General features: G+C 70.6%; 12 protein-coding genes and 1 pseudogene. 9 read left to right on the forward strand and 4 right to left on the reverse strand.

Annotated elements, in window-relative coordinates; genetic code table 11:
• Positions 1 to 2 precede the first annotated feature (2 nt).
• The 6 genes and pseudogenes from CCZ36_RS30975 to CCZ36_RS36110 all read left to right on the forward strand — a co-directional run bounded on the left by CCZ36_RS30975 (position 3) and on the right by CCZ36_RS36110 (position 4,188).
• Positions 3 to 593, forward strand: a complete 591-nt coding sequence (locus CCZ36_RS30975) for a hypothetical protein (protein ID WP_128819062.1) — start codon at positions 3 to 5, stop codon at positions 591 to 593.
• Between the two features lie 59 nt (positions 594 to 652).
• A complete protein-coding gene (locus CCZ36_RS30980) occupies positions 653 to 1,219 on the forward strand; it encodes a nuclear transport factor 2 family protein (RefSeq protein WP_128819063.1) in 567 nt (188 codons plus the stop codon).
• Positions 1,220 to 1,269: 50 nt separating this feature from the next.
• On the forward strand, positions 1,270 to 2,007 hold the full coding sequence (locus CCZ36_RS30985; protein WP_128819064.1) for a hypothetical protein: 738 nt from the start codon (positions 1,270 to 1,272) through the stop codon (positions 2,005 to 2,007).
• 15 nt (positions 2,008 to 2,022) lie between these two features.
• Positions 2,023 to 3,302 (forward strand): annotated as a pseudogene (locus CCZ36_RS30990) (lytic transglycosylase domain-containing protein).
• 164 nt (positions 3,303 to 3,466) lie between these two features.
• Complete coding sequence (locus CCZ36_RS36105) at positions 3,467 to 3,799, forward strand: hypothetical protein (RefSeq protein WP_237302767.1); 333 nt, start codon at positions 3,467 to 3,469, stop codon at positions 3,797 to 3,799.
• Positions 3,800 to 3,822: 23 nt separating this feature from the next.
• Positions 3,823 to 4,188 carry a hypothetical protein gene (locus CCZ36_RS36110; protein WP_237302768.1) on the forward strand — a complete coding sequence of 122 codons (366 nt, stop codon included), beginning with the start codon at positions 3,823 to 3,825 and terminating at the stop codon, positions 4,186 to 4,188.
• A 103-nt stretch (positions 4,189 to 4,291) separates the two neighbouring features.
• On the opposite strand, the gene ppk2 is transcribed toward CCZ36_RS36110, so the two are convergent.
• Entirely contained in the window at positions 4,292 to 5,257 is a 966-nt protein-coding gene (gene ppk2 / locus CCZ36_RS31000) for a polyphosphate kinase 2 (protein ID WP_069738180.1), read from the reverse strand.
• 126 nt (positions 5,258 to 5,383) lie between these two features.
• Positions 5,384 to 6,445 carry an ATP-dependent DNA ligase gene (locus CCZ36_RS31005; RefSeq protein WP_128819065.1) on the reverse strand — a complete coding sequence of 354 codons (1,062 nt, stop codon included), beginning with the start codon at positions 6,443 to 6,445 and terminating at the stop codon, positions 5,384 to 5,386.
• Positions 6,446 to 6,520: 75 nt separating this feature from the next.
• Here CCZ36_RS31005 and ligD point away from each other — a divergent pair, with 75 nt between their 5' ends.
• Both ligD and CCZ36_RS31015 read left to right on the forward strand, forming a co-directional pair.
• Positions 6,521 to 7,549, forward strand: coding sequence for a non-homologous end-joining DNA ligase (gene ligD, locus CCZ36_RS31010; RefSeq protein ID WP_234427739.1), 1,029 nt, complete (start codon positions 6,521 to 6,523; stop codon positions 7,547 to 7,549).
• Positions 7,546 to 8,613, forward strand: coding sequence for an ABC transporter permease (locus tag CCZ36_RS31015; protein ID WP_128819066.1), 1,068 nt, complete (start codon positions 7,546 to 7,548; stop codon positions 8,611 to 8,613). The genes ligD and CCZ36_RS31015 overlap by 4 nt, the downstream gene beginning before the upstream one ends.
• Before the next feature lie 28 nt (positions 8,614 to 8,641).
• On the opposite strand, the gene CCZ36_RS31020 is transcribed toward CCZ36_RS31015, so the two are convergent.
• Positions 8,642 to 10,804 (reverse strand): OmpL47-type beta-barrel domain-containing protein, encoded by a 2,163-nt coding sequence (locus CCZ36_RS31020; RefSeq protein WP_256095558.1) that lies wholly within the window; start codon positions 10,802 to 10,804, stop codon positions 8,642 to 8,644.
• Positions 10,805 to 10,878: 74 nt separating this feature from the next.
• Positions 10,879 to 13,383, reverse strand: coding sequence for a ThuA domain-containing protein (locus tag CCZ36_RS31025; protein ID WP_237302769.1), 2,505 nt, complete (start codon positions 13,381 to 13,383; stop codon positions 10,879 to 10,881).
• A 286-nt stretch (positions 13,384 to 13,669) separates the two neighbouring features.
• Between CCZ36_RS31025 and CCZ36_RS31030 the strand changes: the two genes are divergently transcribed.
• A complete protein-coding gene (locus CCZ36_RS31030) occupies positions 13,670 to 14,746 on the forward strand; it encodes a multicopper oxidase domain-containing protein (RefSeq protein ID WP_069738185.1) in 1,077 nt (358 codons plus the stop codon).
• Positions 14,747 to 14,896: the final 150 nt, after the last annotated feature.

The raw sequence follows: 14,896 nt of genomic DNA on the forward strand, positions 1-14,896 counted from the left end.
CGGTGAACAGCGATGTCGCCCTCGGCCCCGACCCCGGGGTCGAGGAGACCGAGACGCGGGCGCCGGACCCGCGAGACGGCGCGGACGCGGACCGCCGCCGGTGGCCGCGCGTCCTCGGCGCCCTGCTGACGGTGGCCCTCCTCGCCACGGGCGGCGCTCTGTACGCCGAGGGGCGCCAGCTGCGCGACACCCCGGCCACGGCGAACCTGGCGCTCACCGACGCGGTGGCGACCACCCGCGTCACGGGCGATGTCAGCAGCGCGCTCAGCAAGGTCTTCTCGTACGGGCCCGGGGCCACCGCGGCCACGCGGGCGGCAGCGAAGGAGGTCCTGGCGGGCAAGGCGCTCCAGCAGTACGCGGCGCTGTTCGGCCAGGTCGAGCGGCAGTCCGCCGACCAGAAGCTGACGCTCACCACCGAGGTCGTCCGAGCCGGTGTGACCCGGCTGACCGACGACAGCGCACACCTCCTGGTCTTCCTCGACCAGGTCCACGAACGCCGGGGCCGCACTCCCACCACCGCCTCCGCGCAGCTCACGGTGGTCGCCGAACTGCGCGACGGGCGCTGGTGGATCGTCGAGATCGGCTCCATATGACGGCGGCCCGGCGGCGATGGCGGACGGGCCCGGTTCGGCAGGCAGGGGAGAGGCAGCACATGGCACGGCGGCGGACGACGACAACGAAGACGGAGACGCGCAGGACCACCGGGACGAGAAACCCGCTCCTGCTCGCCGCCCTCGCCCTGGTGGTCTGCGCGGCCGGAGCCGCGGGCTCGGGCGGCTGGCAGCGCTACGCGGCCTCGCACGACGACGCGGCGTCCTTCGCGCGGGCGCGGGACGACGCGCTGGCGGCGGGGGAGCAGGCGGTGCAGAACATGAACACCCTGGACCACAAGGCGCTGGAGCAGGGGCTCGACAGCTGGGAGCAGTCCACCACCGGCGACCTGCACCGCCAACTCGTCGACGGACGGGACGCGTTCGCGAAGCAGATCGCCGAGGCGAAGACCGTGAGCACGGCGAAGGTCCTCTCCGGCGCGGTGACCGAACTGGACCAACGGGCGGGCCGGGCAGGGGTGATGGTGGCGCTCCGGGTGACGGTCACCGCGCCCAAGGGCGAACCGGCCGTGAAGGAGAGCCGGTTGCTCGGCACCCTCACCCGGACCTCCGGGGGGTGGAAGCTCAGCGCGCTGGGCCAGGCGCCCGTCGGCTCCACGGGCAGCTGATTTCCCGGCCGCACCCCGCCCACCCCGTACGCCCCGGAGAGGATCCACCCATGTCGACGACCCGTCACCTCGTCAACCGCCGCCGCAGGCTGGCCACAACCCCTTCACGTACGGCGGAGACCGGATCGGAACCGGTCTCCGGGCCGACCGCCGGCCCGGTCACCACGACCGAGCCCGGCCCACCGGCCGCCCCGGCCACTGATGCCACGGAAGCCGAAACCGACACCGCCGGCGACAGCAACCCCGACGACGGCCCCCGCCGCCAGGCCTCCCGACTCCGCATCACCCTGCCCGCCGTGCTCTGCGCGCTCACCGTGCTCCTCGGGGCCGTCGCCGCCTGGGCGTTCACCTCGGCGAGCAGCCTCCGCGACGAGCCCGCCCGGCAGAACTCCGCGCTCACCGACATCGCCGGCACCAGCGAGGTGAAGGGCCGGATCAGCGAGGCGGTCGGCGCGGTGTTCAGTTACGACTACGCCTCGCCCGCCCGGTCCGACCGCGCGGCCAGTACCTATCTGACCGGCCGGGCCGTGCAGCAGCACAAGGACATGCTGGCCGACGTCCGGGAGCAGGCCCCGGAGCAGAAGCTCGTCCTGACCACCACCGTCACCGAGAGCGGGGTCGAGTTCCTGGACGGCGACCGCGCCCGCCTGCTGATCTTCGCCGACCAGAGCAACACCCGTACGGGCAAGGACGAGGAGACGACGTACGCGGCGGCCATGTTCGCCGTGGACGCCGTCCGCCGCGGGGACACCTGGCTGATCGCCGCCATCGACACGTTCACCCGCTGAGCGAAGGGAATCCGCATGAGCTTCCACCGCACGGTGCGCCGCCGGCTCGGCACCACGGCCACCGCCGTCGCCGCGATGACCGCGCTCACCGCGTCCCAGGCCCCGGGGTTCCCGGTGCCCGAGCCCCAAAAGGAGAAGGCGGCGTCCTCCGACGAGGTGGTGTGGACCGAGGTGCCGGGGGACGACGTCTACCACACGGAGTTGCCGCCGTTGCGGTCCCCGAAGCCGCCCGAACTCCTGAAGCCCGGGAAGAAGCTCGACCCCCTCGTCGCCCTCGCCCGGTCCGAGGCGGGCATCCCGGCCACCGTGCTGGACGCCTACCGCAAGGCCGAGAGCGCGGTGGGCCGCAGCGACCCCGGGTGCGGGCTGCCGTGGCAGCTGCTCGCGGCGATCGGCAAGGTCGAGTCCGGCCAGGCGTCCGGCGGGCGGGTCGACGCGCGCGGGACGACCCTCGCCCCGATCCTCGGACCCGCGCTCGACGGCAACGGCTTCGCCCTGATCCGGGACACCGACGGCGGGGCGTACGACGGCGACGGCACCTACGACCGGGCCGTCGGGCCCATGCAGTTCATCCCGTCCACCTGGGCCGTCTGGGGCGCGGACGGCAACGGCGACGGCCGCAAGGACCCGAACAACATCTACGACGCGGCGCTCGCCGCCGGGCACTACCTGTGCGCCGGGCCGCGCGATCTGACCCGCCGCGCCGACCTGGACCGGGCGATCCTCGGCTACAACCGCTCCGACACCTATCTGCGGACCGTGCTGTCCTGGCTGGAGTTCTACCGCGAGGGCAGCCACCCGGTCGCCGACGGCGAGGGCGTCCTCCCGGCCAGCCCCGGTCCCGGCGGGAAGACGAGGCCCAAGGCACCGGTCGGCGGCCCCGGCGCTCCAGAACGCCCCGGCAAGGACGACGGAGGCGTCGTCGTCGGCCCGCAGCCGACCAAGCCGCCGAGCCCGAGCCCCACCCCTCCGCGCCCCACGAAGCCCGGCTCCCCGAGCCCCACCCCCGACCCGACGGACCCCGGGCCCACCGACCCTGGCCCGACCGACCCGGACCCACCGACCCCGGACCGGGCCCCAGCCCCGACCCGACCGACCCCGGGCCCACGGACCCGGGCCCCAGCCCCGACCCGACAGGGCCCACCACCCCGCCCGACCCCGACGAGACCGGCCCGGGCTGCCCGGGCGAAACGCCGTCCCCGTCCCCGACGGACCTCTCGCCGTCCGAGACGGCCTCGGGCGGCCGGGACGAGCCTGACGACCCGTGCGAGCCGGGGGAGGAAGCCGCGGTCTGAGTCACGCCCCTTCCCTTCCGTCGGGCGGGAGGGCCGGATTCCGCTACGCTCGCGGAGCCGCCGGAGAAGACAGCGGGAAAGAGGCGGGTGACTTTCTGCATCCGCTGGGTAACCGGGCTCATGAGGGCCCGGGGAGGCCCTCACCTTTTCTGGGAGGGAACGCGATGAAGAAGGTCATCCTGGCTGCGGTTTCGGTTTCTCTGGGGGCGACGGCACTGGTGGGGTGCGGCGGTGAAAAATCCGATGAAGCCTTCGACGGAAAGAGCCCGGACACCATCGCCGCCGAAGCGGTCAAGGCGACCCGTGATGCGACATCCGTGCGGATCGTCGGAAAGGCGCAGCAGCCCGGCGGCAACGAGATCGGCATCGACTTCCATGTCGACGACCAGGACCGCTGCGCGGGCACCATGACCGGACAGGGAGCCAAGGCCGAGGTCCTGCAGGTCGGGCAGAGCGCCTACGTGCGGGCGATGAGAAGTTCTGGCAGAACACGCTGAAGGGGAAGCCCGGTACCGAAGAGGTGGTCAAGCAGGTGCAGGGCAAGTGGGTGGCCTCCGATCCGGCGCAGTCCGGCACGGAGGGGATGTGCGACAAGCAGGCCGCCCTCGCCATGCTGGACAGCGACAAGTCCGAGCGCAAGGGAATGAAGAAGGGTGAGACCACGGAGGTCGACGGCAAGCCCGCGCTGATCCTGGAGAAGAAGCGGGAGAACGGCGAGAAGATCACCATGTACGTGGCCACCGAGGGCGAGCCCTATGTTCTCAAAGCGGTTTCCGAAGGCGGCGAAGCGCCGAGTGAGACGGTGCTGAGCGATTACAACAAGAAGGTCGAAGCCGAGAAGCCCGCCGCCGATGACGTGGTGGATCTGGAAAAGATCAACGCCTGACGAATTCCGTATTTCGGGCGCGGAGAAGGGACGATAAATTGGGGCTCCTCCACCAGCGGGTGGAGGAGCCCCAATTATCGTCCCCGTGGCGGAAAGGCCCGGCTCAATCCTGGCGGGGATGGTCGCCCGGCCCGTGCGCCCGGCCGGTCAGCGGCGTGGGCGAGAGGTCCGCCCGCTCCTCGCCCGGCTCCAGCAGGGTGTCCGCCGGTCCGACGATCAGCGGGTCCGGTTTCCCGACGGCCTTCTCGTCCTTGCTGTCGTAGTCGAACCGCGACAGGAGGCTGCGCATCGCTTCCAGTCGGCCGCGCTTCTTGTCGTTGTTCTTCACCACGGTCCATGGCGCGTCATCGGTGTCCGTGGCCCGGAACATCTCGACCTTCGCGGCCGTGTACTCGTCCCACAGGTCGAGCGACGCCAGGTCGGTCGGGGACAGCTTCCACTGGCGGACCGGGTCGACCTGCCGGATCGCGAACCGGGTCCGCTGCTCGCTGCGGGAGACCGAGAACCAGAACTTCACCAGCAGCACGCCGTCCTCGACGAGCATCCGCTCGAACTGCGGTGCCTGGCGCAGGAAGTGCTCGTACTGCTCCGTGGTGCAGAAATCCATCACCCGCTCCACACCGGCCCGGTTGTACCAGGACCGGTCGAAGAAGACGATCTCCCCGGCGGTCGGGAGCTGGGCCACGTAGCGCTGGAAGTACCACTGGCCGCTCTCGCGCTCGGTGGGCTTCTCCAGGGCGACCACGCGCGCACCACGCGGGTTCAGCCGCTCGGTGAAGCGCTGGATGGTCCCGCCCTTGCCGGCCGCGTCCCGCCCCTCGCACAGGACCACCAGCCGCTGCCCGGTCTCGCGAACCCAGCGCTGGAGCTTGAGCAGTTCGATCTGCAGGACGCGCTTGGCCGACTCGTACTCGTTGCGCCGCACCCGTCGGTCGTACGGGTAGTTCTCCCGCCATGTGTCGATCGGACGGCCCCGCTCGTCCAGCAGGACGGGCTGCTCGGGACGGCTGCCGTCCACGGTCAGCCCCTTCAGCAGCTCCGCCGGATCGGCCCCCGGCCCTTCGGTCATCGCCCTGGTCTCCTCGCTCGCCTCGTCGTCCACCGGTGCGGGAGAGGGCCCACCCCGCCGCGGGTGGGCCCTCTCCCGCACCGGAACGTGCCCCCAGGACCGCCTTCCATGCCCGCGGCCGAGGGTTCAGCCGCCTGACAGCACCTCGGACAGGTCGTAGGAGACGACCTCCTCCAGCTGCGCGTACGTACAGCTCGCAGGGGACCGGTCCGGCCGCCACCGACGGAACTGGGTGGTGTGGCGGAACCGGTCGCCCTCCATGTGGTCGTAGGCCACCTCGCACACCCGCTCCGGGCGCAACGGCACCCAGGACTGGTCCTTCTTGCCCGACCACCGGTTCTGCGTGCCCGGCAGCCGGGACTGCTCGTGCGCCGCCGCGTCCGCCCACGCGCCCCACGGATGCTCGGCGAACTCGCAGCGCAGGGCGGCGAGTTCCTCGGCGAGCTCGGCGCGTCGCCTCATCGGGAAGGCCGCGCAGACCCCGACGTGCTGGAGCACGCCCTCGGTGTCGTACAGGCCGAGCAGCAGCGATCCGACGACCGGGCCGCTCTTGTGCTCGCGGTAGCCGGCCACCACGACGTCGGCGGTCCGTTCGTGCTTGATCTTGTACATCACCCGGGTGTCGGGCCGGTACGGCAGATCCAGCGGCTTCGCCACGATCCCGTCGAGCCCCGCCCCCTCGTAGCGGTCGAACCACTCCCGGGCCAGCTCGATGTCCGTGGTGGACGGAGCGAGGAGCACGGGCGCCAAGGCCCCGGAGAGGGCGGCCGTCAGCACCGCCCGCCGGTCCGCCTGCGGGCTGCTCAGCAGAGAGGTGTCGTCGACCGCGAGGACGTCGAAGGCGATGAAGCTCGCCGGGGTCTGCTCGGCGAGCATCCGCACCCGGGAGTCCGCCGGATGGATGCGCTCGCTGAGCCGCTCGAAGTCGAGCCGCCCCTCGTGAGCGATGACGATCTCCCCGTCGATCACACAGCGCGGCGGAAGGTTGTCCCGCACGGCGTCCACCAGATCGGGGAAGTAGCGGGTCAGCGACTTGCCCGTACGGCTGCCGATCTCGACCTCGTCGCCGTCCCGGTACACGATCGCCCGGAAGCCGTCCCACTTCGCCTCGTACGCCATGCCCGGCGGGATCCTGGGTACCGACTTGGCGAGCATCGGCTTCACGGGAGGCATCACCGGCAGGTCCATGGCCCGATTCTGGACCGCCCCCCGCCCGTGTCGCCCGATGTGCGGCATATGTGCGACCGGCCTACGGTGGCCGTCATGGGATCAGCGGTGGAGCTGGACGCGGGCGGACGGGCCGTGAGGCTGTCCAACCCGGACAAGGTGTACTTCCCCGAGAAGGGCTACACCAAGAGGGACGTGGCCGCATACTTCCTGGCCGTCGGCCCCGGGATCACCCGTGCCCTGAACCACCGGCCGACCACGCTCCAGCGCTTCGTGGACGGGGTGGAGGGCGACTTCTTCTACCAGAAGCGCGCCCCGAAGAACCTCCCCGAATGGATCCCCACCGCCAGGATCGCCTTCCCCAGCGGCCGTCCCGCCGACGAGATCTGCCCGACCGAGCTCGCCGCGGTGATCTGGGCCGCCAACCTCGGCACCCTCACCTTCCACCCCTGGCCGGTGCGGGCCGGGGACACCGATCACCCGGACGAGCTGCGCATCGACCTGGACCCGCAGCCCGGCACCGACTACGCCGACGCCGTCACCGCCGCCCACGAGCTGCGCTCCGTCCTGGAGGACCACGGCGTACGCGGCTGGCCCAAGACCTCCGGCGGGCGCGGGATGCATGTCTTCGTCCCCATCGAGCCCGCCTGGACCTTCGTCGAGGTGCGGCGCGCCGCCATCGCCGCCGGGCGCGAGCTGGAGCGGCGGATGCCCGAGCGGGTGACGACCGCATGGTGGAAGGAGGAGCGCGGCGAGCGGATCTTCGTCGACTTCAACCAGACCGCCCGGGACCGCACCATCGCCTCCGCCTACTCCGTACGCCCCTTCCCGCACGCCCCGGTCTCCGCACCGCTGCGCTGGGACGAGATCGACGACGCCGAACCCCGCGACTTCGACCTCCGCACCATGCCGGGGCGGTACGCCGAACTCGGCGACGTCCACGCCGACATGGACGAGGAGGCGTTCCGGCTCGACGGGCTGCTGGAGCTGGCCGACCGGGACGAGAGGGAGCGCGGGCTCGGCGACATGCCCTATCCGCCGGAGTACCCGAAGATGCCCGGCGAACCGAAGCGCGTCCAGCCCAGTCGCGCGCGCCACGATGACGACGACGGTGGGACGGCGTGAGCTCGAGCAGCGCGGGGCACGGCGCGCACGGGCGGCCGCGCACCCTCGGCGAGCGCTGGAAGGCGTACAAGAACAGCCCGTTCCTGCCCGCGACCGTCCTCGTCCTGATCGTCGCCGCCGCGGCCGGTCTCTTCGCCGGCTCCTACACGTACGCGATGGCCAACCCCACCCCGCACCGCATCCCGGCGGCCCTGGTCACCCAGCCGGAGGTGGAGCGCGGCGAGGCGTTCGTCGCCGGGATGGAGAAGGCCCTCGACGCCTCGCTCGAACTCCACGACTATCCGGACGTCGCCGACGCCCGCCGCGCCCTGGACGAGCAGAAGGTCTTCACCATCGTCCGAGCGTCGGACGCCGGGGTGGCGCTCGACGTGGCCGGGGCCTCGGGCGCCTCGGTGGCCGAGCTGATCGCCAAGGCGGGGATCGAGGTGGGGGACGCCACCGGCGTCGAAGTCACCGTCCGGGACGTCAAGCCGCTCCAGAAGGGCGACCCGCGCGGGCTCGCCCTCTTCTACATCTCGCTGGCCGCGGTGATCATGGGCTTCCTCGGCGCGATCCAGCTGAGCGTGCACGCCCACGGCCTGAACCCGGCCGAGCGCATCGCCTTCACCGTCGCCTACGCCCTGCTCGGCGGCTTCGCCATCGCGGCGGCCGTGGACTGGTGGCTCGGGGCGGTGGACCTGCCGTTCGTCCAGTCCTGGCTGATCCTGGCGTTCACGATGTTCACCTCCGGCATGGTCTTCACCATGTTCAACACCCTGATGGGCCGCTGGGCGATGATCCCCACCTGGGGCGTCATGGTGCTGCTCGGCAACCCGTCGTCCGGTGGCGCGGTGTCCTGGCCGCTGCTGCCCTCCGCGCTCGGCCACATCGGCCGCTGGCTGCCACCGGGCGCCTCGGTCAACGCCCAGCACACCGCCGTGTACTACCAGGGCCACCAGTTCGTCTTCCCGTACCTGGTCCTCGCCGCCTGGGCGCTGGTCTCCTGCACGGTCTTCTGGGTGTGGCGGCACCGGCACCCAGGAGGCCGTGCCCGCACGCCCGAGCATGCGGCCACGGCCCCCTGAGACCTCCTTCCACGGGTTGGGGCGCGGCCTACAGCTCCTTGATGCGGATGTCGCGGTACGAGATGACGTCCGTGACGCCGTGCACCTGGAGCCCGATGTAGCCGGAGGCGAACCGCCGGCCGTCGGTGCCCGGGTCGTCGCCCCGCGGCGGCTCGAAGAGCTGACCGCGGGTGTTGTCGAACTCGTTGATCAGGACACCGTTGCGGTAGATCTCGTAGTGCTGGTCGACCACCTTGATCTCGTAGTCGTTCCAGGTGCCCTTGGGCGTCACCCCGGCGCCGCCGAGACCCACCCGGTCGAAGCCGTACACCGAACCGGTCTTGTACATGTCGCCGTCCGGCCGGTCGTTGACCTGGATCTCATGGCCGTACTTGATGGCGACCCACTCCGGACGCGACTCCTCCGGGTGGTCGTGGACCTTCGGGAAGCGGACGAAGACCCCGCCGTTGGCGTTGCCCGAGCCCGGGGCGTCGTCGCGCCACTGGAGCTTGAGCGAGTAGTCGCCGTAGGCCCGGTTCGGCAGCCACAGCATGCCCATCCCGTCCACCGTGGTGGAGCTGGTGATGGAGCCCTCCTCCTCGTTCAGCTCGAACTTGCCGCCGCCCACGTGCTCCCACTTGGCGAGCGAGGCCGCCGTGCCGTCGAAGAGCTTGGTGTAGCCCTCGACCTGGCCCGGCATTCCGATGCCCGACTGCTTGGCGGCCTGGTTGATCGCCCTGCGCTCCCGCTGGTCGATGACACCGTCGGCCTTCAGCTTGTCGAGCACCGACGTCACGTGCTTGAGGAACAGCGCGTGGGAGGACCAGTCCTTCTCGTCCTCGATCAGCTCGTTGATCGTGCAGCGGTTTCGGGTGATCCGGTTCGGGACGCCCGTGTCGATCGTGCCGACGAAGACGGTGTGCCGCTCGTCGAACTCCGCGCAGTTCGGCGCGGGGACCCCGCCGCCCTGGGCGATGGTGAACGAGACCTTCTTCGCCTCGGAGGTGTTGCCCGCCCTGTCCGTCGCCCGGTGGGCGATGGAGTGGTAGCCGACCCGGTCGACGATCACCGGGGCGGTGTACGCGAGGTACGGTCCGCCGTCGAGGCTGTACTCCACCTTCTCCACGCCCGAGTCGTCGTCGGTCGCGGAGACGGTGGCCTTGGCGCTGGTGATGAACGCGCCGTCGCTGTTCTTGTCGCCCTCGACCTTCACCGAGGTCTCCGGAGCCGTCTGGTCCTGCGACGGCGGCTCGACCACGGTGAAGTCGACGGACTTCTCGTCCGCGACATTGCCCGACCGGTCGGTGGCCCGGTAGCGGACGGTGTGCTCGCCCAGCTCGTGGACCATCACCGGAGCGGTGTACGGCTGCCACTCGCCGTCCGCGCCGAGCGCGTACTCGATGGTGTTGACGCCGGACCCGGTGTCGGACGCCGTCACGGTGACCGTGGCCATGCCCAGGTACGCGCCCGCGTCGTCCTTCTCGCCGGAGACGGTCGCAGAGGTCTCCGGCGGCGTCTCGTCGTCGGTCGGCGGGGCCGCCACCGCGAAGTCGACGGACTTCTCCGCGGCCGCGTTGCCGGCCTTGTCGGTGGCCCGGTAGCGGACCGTGTGGTCGCCGACCTCGTTCACCACGACGGGCGCGGTGTAGGGCTGCCAGTCGCCGTCGGCCCCGAGGGCGAACTCGACGGTGTCGACGCCGGACCCCGCGTCGGTGGCCTCGACGGTCACCGTGGCCTGGCCGATGTACGCGCCGTCGCCGTTCTGGTCGCCGTCGACCTTCGCCGAGGTCGCGGGGGCCTCGGTGTCATCGCCGCCACCTCCCTCGGTGACGGTGAGCACGCCCTTCATCTGGCCGTGGCCCGGGATCGTGCAGTGGTAGGAGTACGTGCCCGGCGTCAGGGTGACCTCGACGCTGTGCTTGCCGCCCTCGGAGTCGCTCGGATTGGCCAGGATGTTCAGCTGGACGTCCTGGTTGTGCTCCGGGTCCGACGTGCTGAACGTCAGCGTGTGCGGCATGCTCGTCGTGTTGCCGGTGGCCGTGCTGTTCTCGAAGACGATCGTCGCCTTGCCGGCCACCGCCGTCTCGGGCGCGGTCAGATAGCGGTCGATCGGGTCGCCCGCGGTCCAGGTCAGCACCTGGTCGGCGGCGGTCGCCCCGGGAGTGCCGCCGCCCTTGCCGTACGCGGCCGTCGAGGTCAGCCCGAGGACCATCAGGAGGGAGGCCAGCAGGGCCACCCAGAAGCTCGGCGGACGTTGCCGCCTGCGTGCGGGGTACGGACGTGGTATCACTTCGCCGCCGCCTTGTCCACGAGATCCGCGGCGGCCGGCGTCGCGCCGCCGCCCTTGTACGACACGCGCCACAGCGCGGACTTGGAGTCGGAGGTGAAGAAGCCACGCCCGTAGTCGAGGACGTACAGCGAACCGTCGGGTGCGAACTTCCAGTCCATCAGGTTGCGGATGCCGTCCGCTCCGACCGGGATGATCTTCTTCAACGACTCGGCGTGCGTGGGCAGTCCGCCCTTGCCGACCGTCTCAGGGTCGGTGAGCACGGCGTGCCGGGGCTGTGTGTCGTCGTAGAAGTCACCGACGAACCACTTGCCGTCCCAGTAGGCCGGCCACTTCGCGGCGGACTCGCTCTGCGCGTCGTACCGGTAGACCGGGCCGTTCATCGTGGCCTGGCCGCCGCCCTTGAGCCAGGGCAGCAGCTGCTTGCCCTCCTCCGCCAGGTAACTCGGCACGCCGTTGGCGTCGCGCGGGTAGTCGACCCCGCCGCCCTGCGGTGAGTACCAGATGGTGTTCGGAGTCACCGGCGGCAGCTTGACCAGGCCGTCGTTGTTCGGCGACTCGTTCTTCGGGGCGTTGCAGTCGTACCAGCCCAGTGGCTTCGTCGGGTCCGGCAGATTGCGGTCCCGGTAGGGCTGGTTGTTGCCCATGCAGTACGGCCAGCCGTGGTTGCCCGCCTTGGTGATCGCGGCGAACGTGTCGTACTTCGCCGGGCCCCAGGTGGTCGACGGGGCGCCCGCGTCGGGGCCGACCCAGCCCGCGTACAGCGTGTCCGTCGCCGGGTCGATCGAGATGCGGGCCGGGTTGCGCACGCCCATCACATAGATCTCGCCGCGCGTCTTGCCGCCGCCCTCGTCCGGCTCCTTGCCGGTGAAGAGGTTGCCGGACGGCAGGGTGTACGTGCCGTCGTCCTCCGGGTGGATCCGCAGGATCTTCCCGTTGAGGTTGTTCGTGTTGCCCGAGGTGCGACGCGCGTCGGCGAAGGAGACGCCCTTGTAGTTCGGCTGCGGGTTGTTGCCGGAGTAACCGTCGCTGAAGCCGGAGGAGTTGTTGTCGCCGGTCGCGATGTACAGGTTGCCCTTCGAGTCCCACGCCATGCCGCCGCCCGCGTGGCAGCAGCTGTGGATCTGCACGGGCCAGCCGAGCAGCACCTTCTCCGAGGCGAGATCCAGTTTGTCGGTCGCAAAGTCGAAGGTGAAGCGGGAGACCTGACGGGTCGCCATGCGCTTGTCGCGGTCGATCTTCGCGTGCGGGGTGTAGTGCAGATAGACCCAGCCGTTGGACGCGAAGTCGGGGTCCAGCTCGATGCCGAGCAACCCCTCCTCGTTCTTGACCAGTTCGTCGCCCCCGCCCTTGTTGCCGAAGACGTCCAGCGCACCCGCCAGGGTGACCTTCCTCGTCTCCGGGTCGTAGACGTGGATCTCGCCCTTGCCCTTGCCGATGTTCGGGTCGGCCCAGTCGGTGACGACCGGCTGCGAGCTGTCGGCCCCGCCGCGCCCGATGTAGAAGACCCGCCCGTCCGGTGCGGTCACCAGTCCGTGCGGCTCGCCGATCTGGTCGTTCTGGCCCGGCTGGTTGGGCTGGGTGACCCGCTCGGCGGTGTAGTTGGAGGTGATCGTCGCCTTGCAGTCGGCCTGTGACGTCCGGTTCGTCCAGGAGAGCGCGCCGCGCAGGTGGTCGCGGAAGTCGGTCTCGGCGAAGCTGTTCGCCGTACCGCCCATCGCCGTGTAGAAGGACCGCCCGCCGTCGTAGTCGCGGCACCAGGAGACCGGGTGGTCCCACCCGTTGGCGCTCTCGCCCGGCTTGTACGTCAACTCCCGCACGCGCGCCACGGTGTGGACGTCGCCCGACGGGTTCTTCGTCCAGTTCAGCCACTTGTCGGGGCGTTTCCACTCCAGCGGCAGGCTCTTGGTGGCCGGGTGGACCCGGTCCCCGATCTCGACGGTCGCCCGCTGTACGGACGCCGGGCTGTTCGCCGCCGGCCGGGCCCCGACCAGACCGGTGAACCAGTCGGAGTACGGCTCGGTGCGCGCCGCGTCATGGATGCCGAGGAAGCCGCCGCCCGCCTCCATGTACGCCTCCAGGCCCGCCTCCTGCTCCGGGTCGAGGACGTCGCCCCCGCCGGTGAGGAAGACGACGGCGTGGAAGGAGCCGAGCCGCTTGCCGTTGGTGAAGACCTTCGGGTCGGCGGTGGCCACGGTGGTGAACCGCTGGGCCTCCGGGCCGGTGAGCCCGATCCTCTCGATCGCCGCGATCCCGGCGTCGGTGTACGGGGCCTCCTCACCCGCCGAGGCGTGGAACACCAGCACCTTCACCTGGTTGAGAGCCCCCGGCGGAGATGGCAACGACAACGTTGTCGCCATCTTCTCCACCAGGGCCCGGTCCGGCGATGTGTCCGCGCTGGCCGGGCCGCCGCTGCCCAGCATGGACACGGTCAGAGCACCGGCCGCCACGGCCGCCGCGAGGCCGCGTCGTGATCTGGACCGGTGATGTGATGCGCGCTGCATGTGGTCACTCACCCCTCTGTGGTCACTGCACCTCTCGGTGACTGTGGCTTGCTCACTGTTCGTCAGGAGCCCTGGGTGTAGCGGCTCTTGATTCCCTGCGACAGCGCACGAAGCTAGACCTCTTTTCGCGGTCCGCCAATAGCTACGGCAGCAATCGCACGAACTTTGTCCTGAGTGTGGATAAACGGAGTGGCCCCGGCTACGGTGTGGCCCGTTCCGGGATCCCGTGAGCCCTGTTCCGTCCCGGCGGCTTCGCCAGTTTCCTTATCGCAGTGGGGAGTTCGACATGGACCGAAGGACTTTCAGCCGACGGATGCTGGTCGGTGGCGCGGCGGTGGCGGCGACGGGAGTGACATCGTTGTCGCTCGGGGCGGTGGAGGCAAGCTCGGCCGAGAAGCCGCCGCGTACGGCGCCGGCGGGCGGTGTCACACGCCGACTGAAGATGTACGCCGAGAAGTTGCCGAACGGCGAGCTGGGCTACGGTTTCGAGAAGGGCAAGGCCTCGATCCCCGGCCCCCTCATCGAGCTGAACGAGGGCGACACGGTCCACATCGAGTTCGAGAACCTCACCGATGTGGACGCCAGCCTCCATGTGCACGGTGTGGACTACGACATCGCCAACGACGGCACGCGGATGAACAAGAGCCACGTCGAGCCCGGCGGCACCCGGACCTACACCTGGCGCACCCACGCCCCGGGCATCCGCAAGGACGGCACCTGGGAGCCGGGCAGCGCGGGCTACTGGCACTACCACGACCATGTCGTCGGCACGGACCACGGCACCGGCGGCATCCGCAAGGGGCTCTACGGGCCGGTCGTGGTCCGTCGCAAGGGCGACATCCTGCCCGACCAGACGTGCACGGTCGTCTTCAACGACATGACGATCAACAACAAGACGGCCCACAACAGCGTCAACTTCGAGGCCACGGTGGGGGACCGGCTCGAATTCGTGATGATCACGCACGGCGAGTACTACCACACCTTCCATATCCACGGTCACCGCTGGGCGGACAACCGCACGGGCCTGCTGACCGGCCCCGACGACCCCAGCCGGGTGATCGACAACAAGATCTGCGGCCCCGCCGACTCCTTCGGCCTCCAGATCATCGCGGGCGAACGCGTGGGTGCGGGCGCGTGGATGTACCACTGCCACGTCCAGAGCCACTCCGACATGGGGATGGCGGGACTCCTGCTGATCAAGAAGCCGGACGGCACGATCCCGGGCTACGAACCCCACCACCACACGGCCGGCGGAACGGAGAACAAAGCAGGGGAGAAGGCGGGCGAGAAGGCCGAGAAGAAGAGCGCGGAGAAGGCCGCCGCGAAGGAGTCCGGGGCAGGCGCGGGGGAGCACCAGCACTGACCCCGCCCGTCACTGACCCCGTCCGCCCCGCGGCTCGTACGCCATGGGGCCTGTACGCCATGGAATCGGTCCGCCGTACAACCGGTCCGCCTCGCGGCTCGTACGTCACGGGCCCAGGCCGGCACGGAGCCTGCGGAGGGGGCGGGCCCG

The sequence above is a fragment of the Streptomyces sp. S063 genome, assembly GCF_002832675.1.
In the GTDB taxonomy this organism is placed as follows: Bacteria; Actinomycetota; Actinomycetes; order Streptomycetales; family Streptomycetaceae; genus Streptomyces; species Streptomyces sindenensis.

Excerpts from the sequence above, each read along its gene's own strand:
- CCZ36_RS30980 (WP_128819063.1), top strand. The coding sequence starts at position 653 with ATGGCACGGCGGCGGACGACGACAACGAAGACGGAGACGCGCAGGACC.
- CCZ36_RS30985 (WP_128819064.1), top strand. The coding sequence starts at position 1,270 with ATGTCGACGACCCGTCACCTCGTCAACCGCCGCCGCAGGCTGGCCACA.
- CCZ36_RS36105 (WP_237302767.1), top strand. The coding sequence starts at position 3,467 with ATGAAGAAGGTCATCCTGGCTGCGGTTTCGGTTTCTCTGGGGGCGACG.
- ppk2 (WP_069738180.1), bottom strand. The coding sequence starts at position 5,257 with ATGACCGAAGGGCCGGGGGCCGATCCGGCGGAGCTGCTGAAGGGGCTG.
- CCZ36_RS31005 (WP_128819065.1), bottom strand. The coding sequence starts at position 6,445 with ATGGACCTGCCGGTGATGCCTCCCGTGAAGCCGATGCTCGCCAAGTCG.
- ligD (WP_234427739.1), top strand. The coding sequence starts at position 6,521 with ATGGGATCAGCGGTGGAGCTGGACGCGGGCGGACGGGCCGTGAGGCTG.
- CCZ36_RS31020 (WP_256095558.1), bottom strand. The coding sequence starts at position 10,804 with ATGGTCCTCGGGCTGACCTCGACGGCCGCGTACGGCAAGGGCGGCGGC.
- CCZ36_RS31025 (WP_237302769.1), bottom strand. The coding sequence starts at position 13,383 with ATGCAGCGCGCATCACATCACCGGTCCAGATCACGACGCGGCCTCGCG.
- CCZ36_RS31030 (WP_069738185.1), top strand. The coding sequence starts at position 13,670 with ATGGACCGAAGGACTTTCAGCCGACGGATGCTGGTCGGTGGCGCGGCG.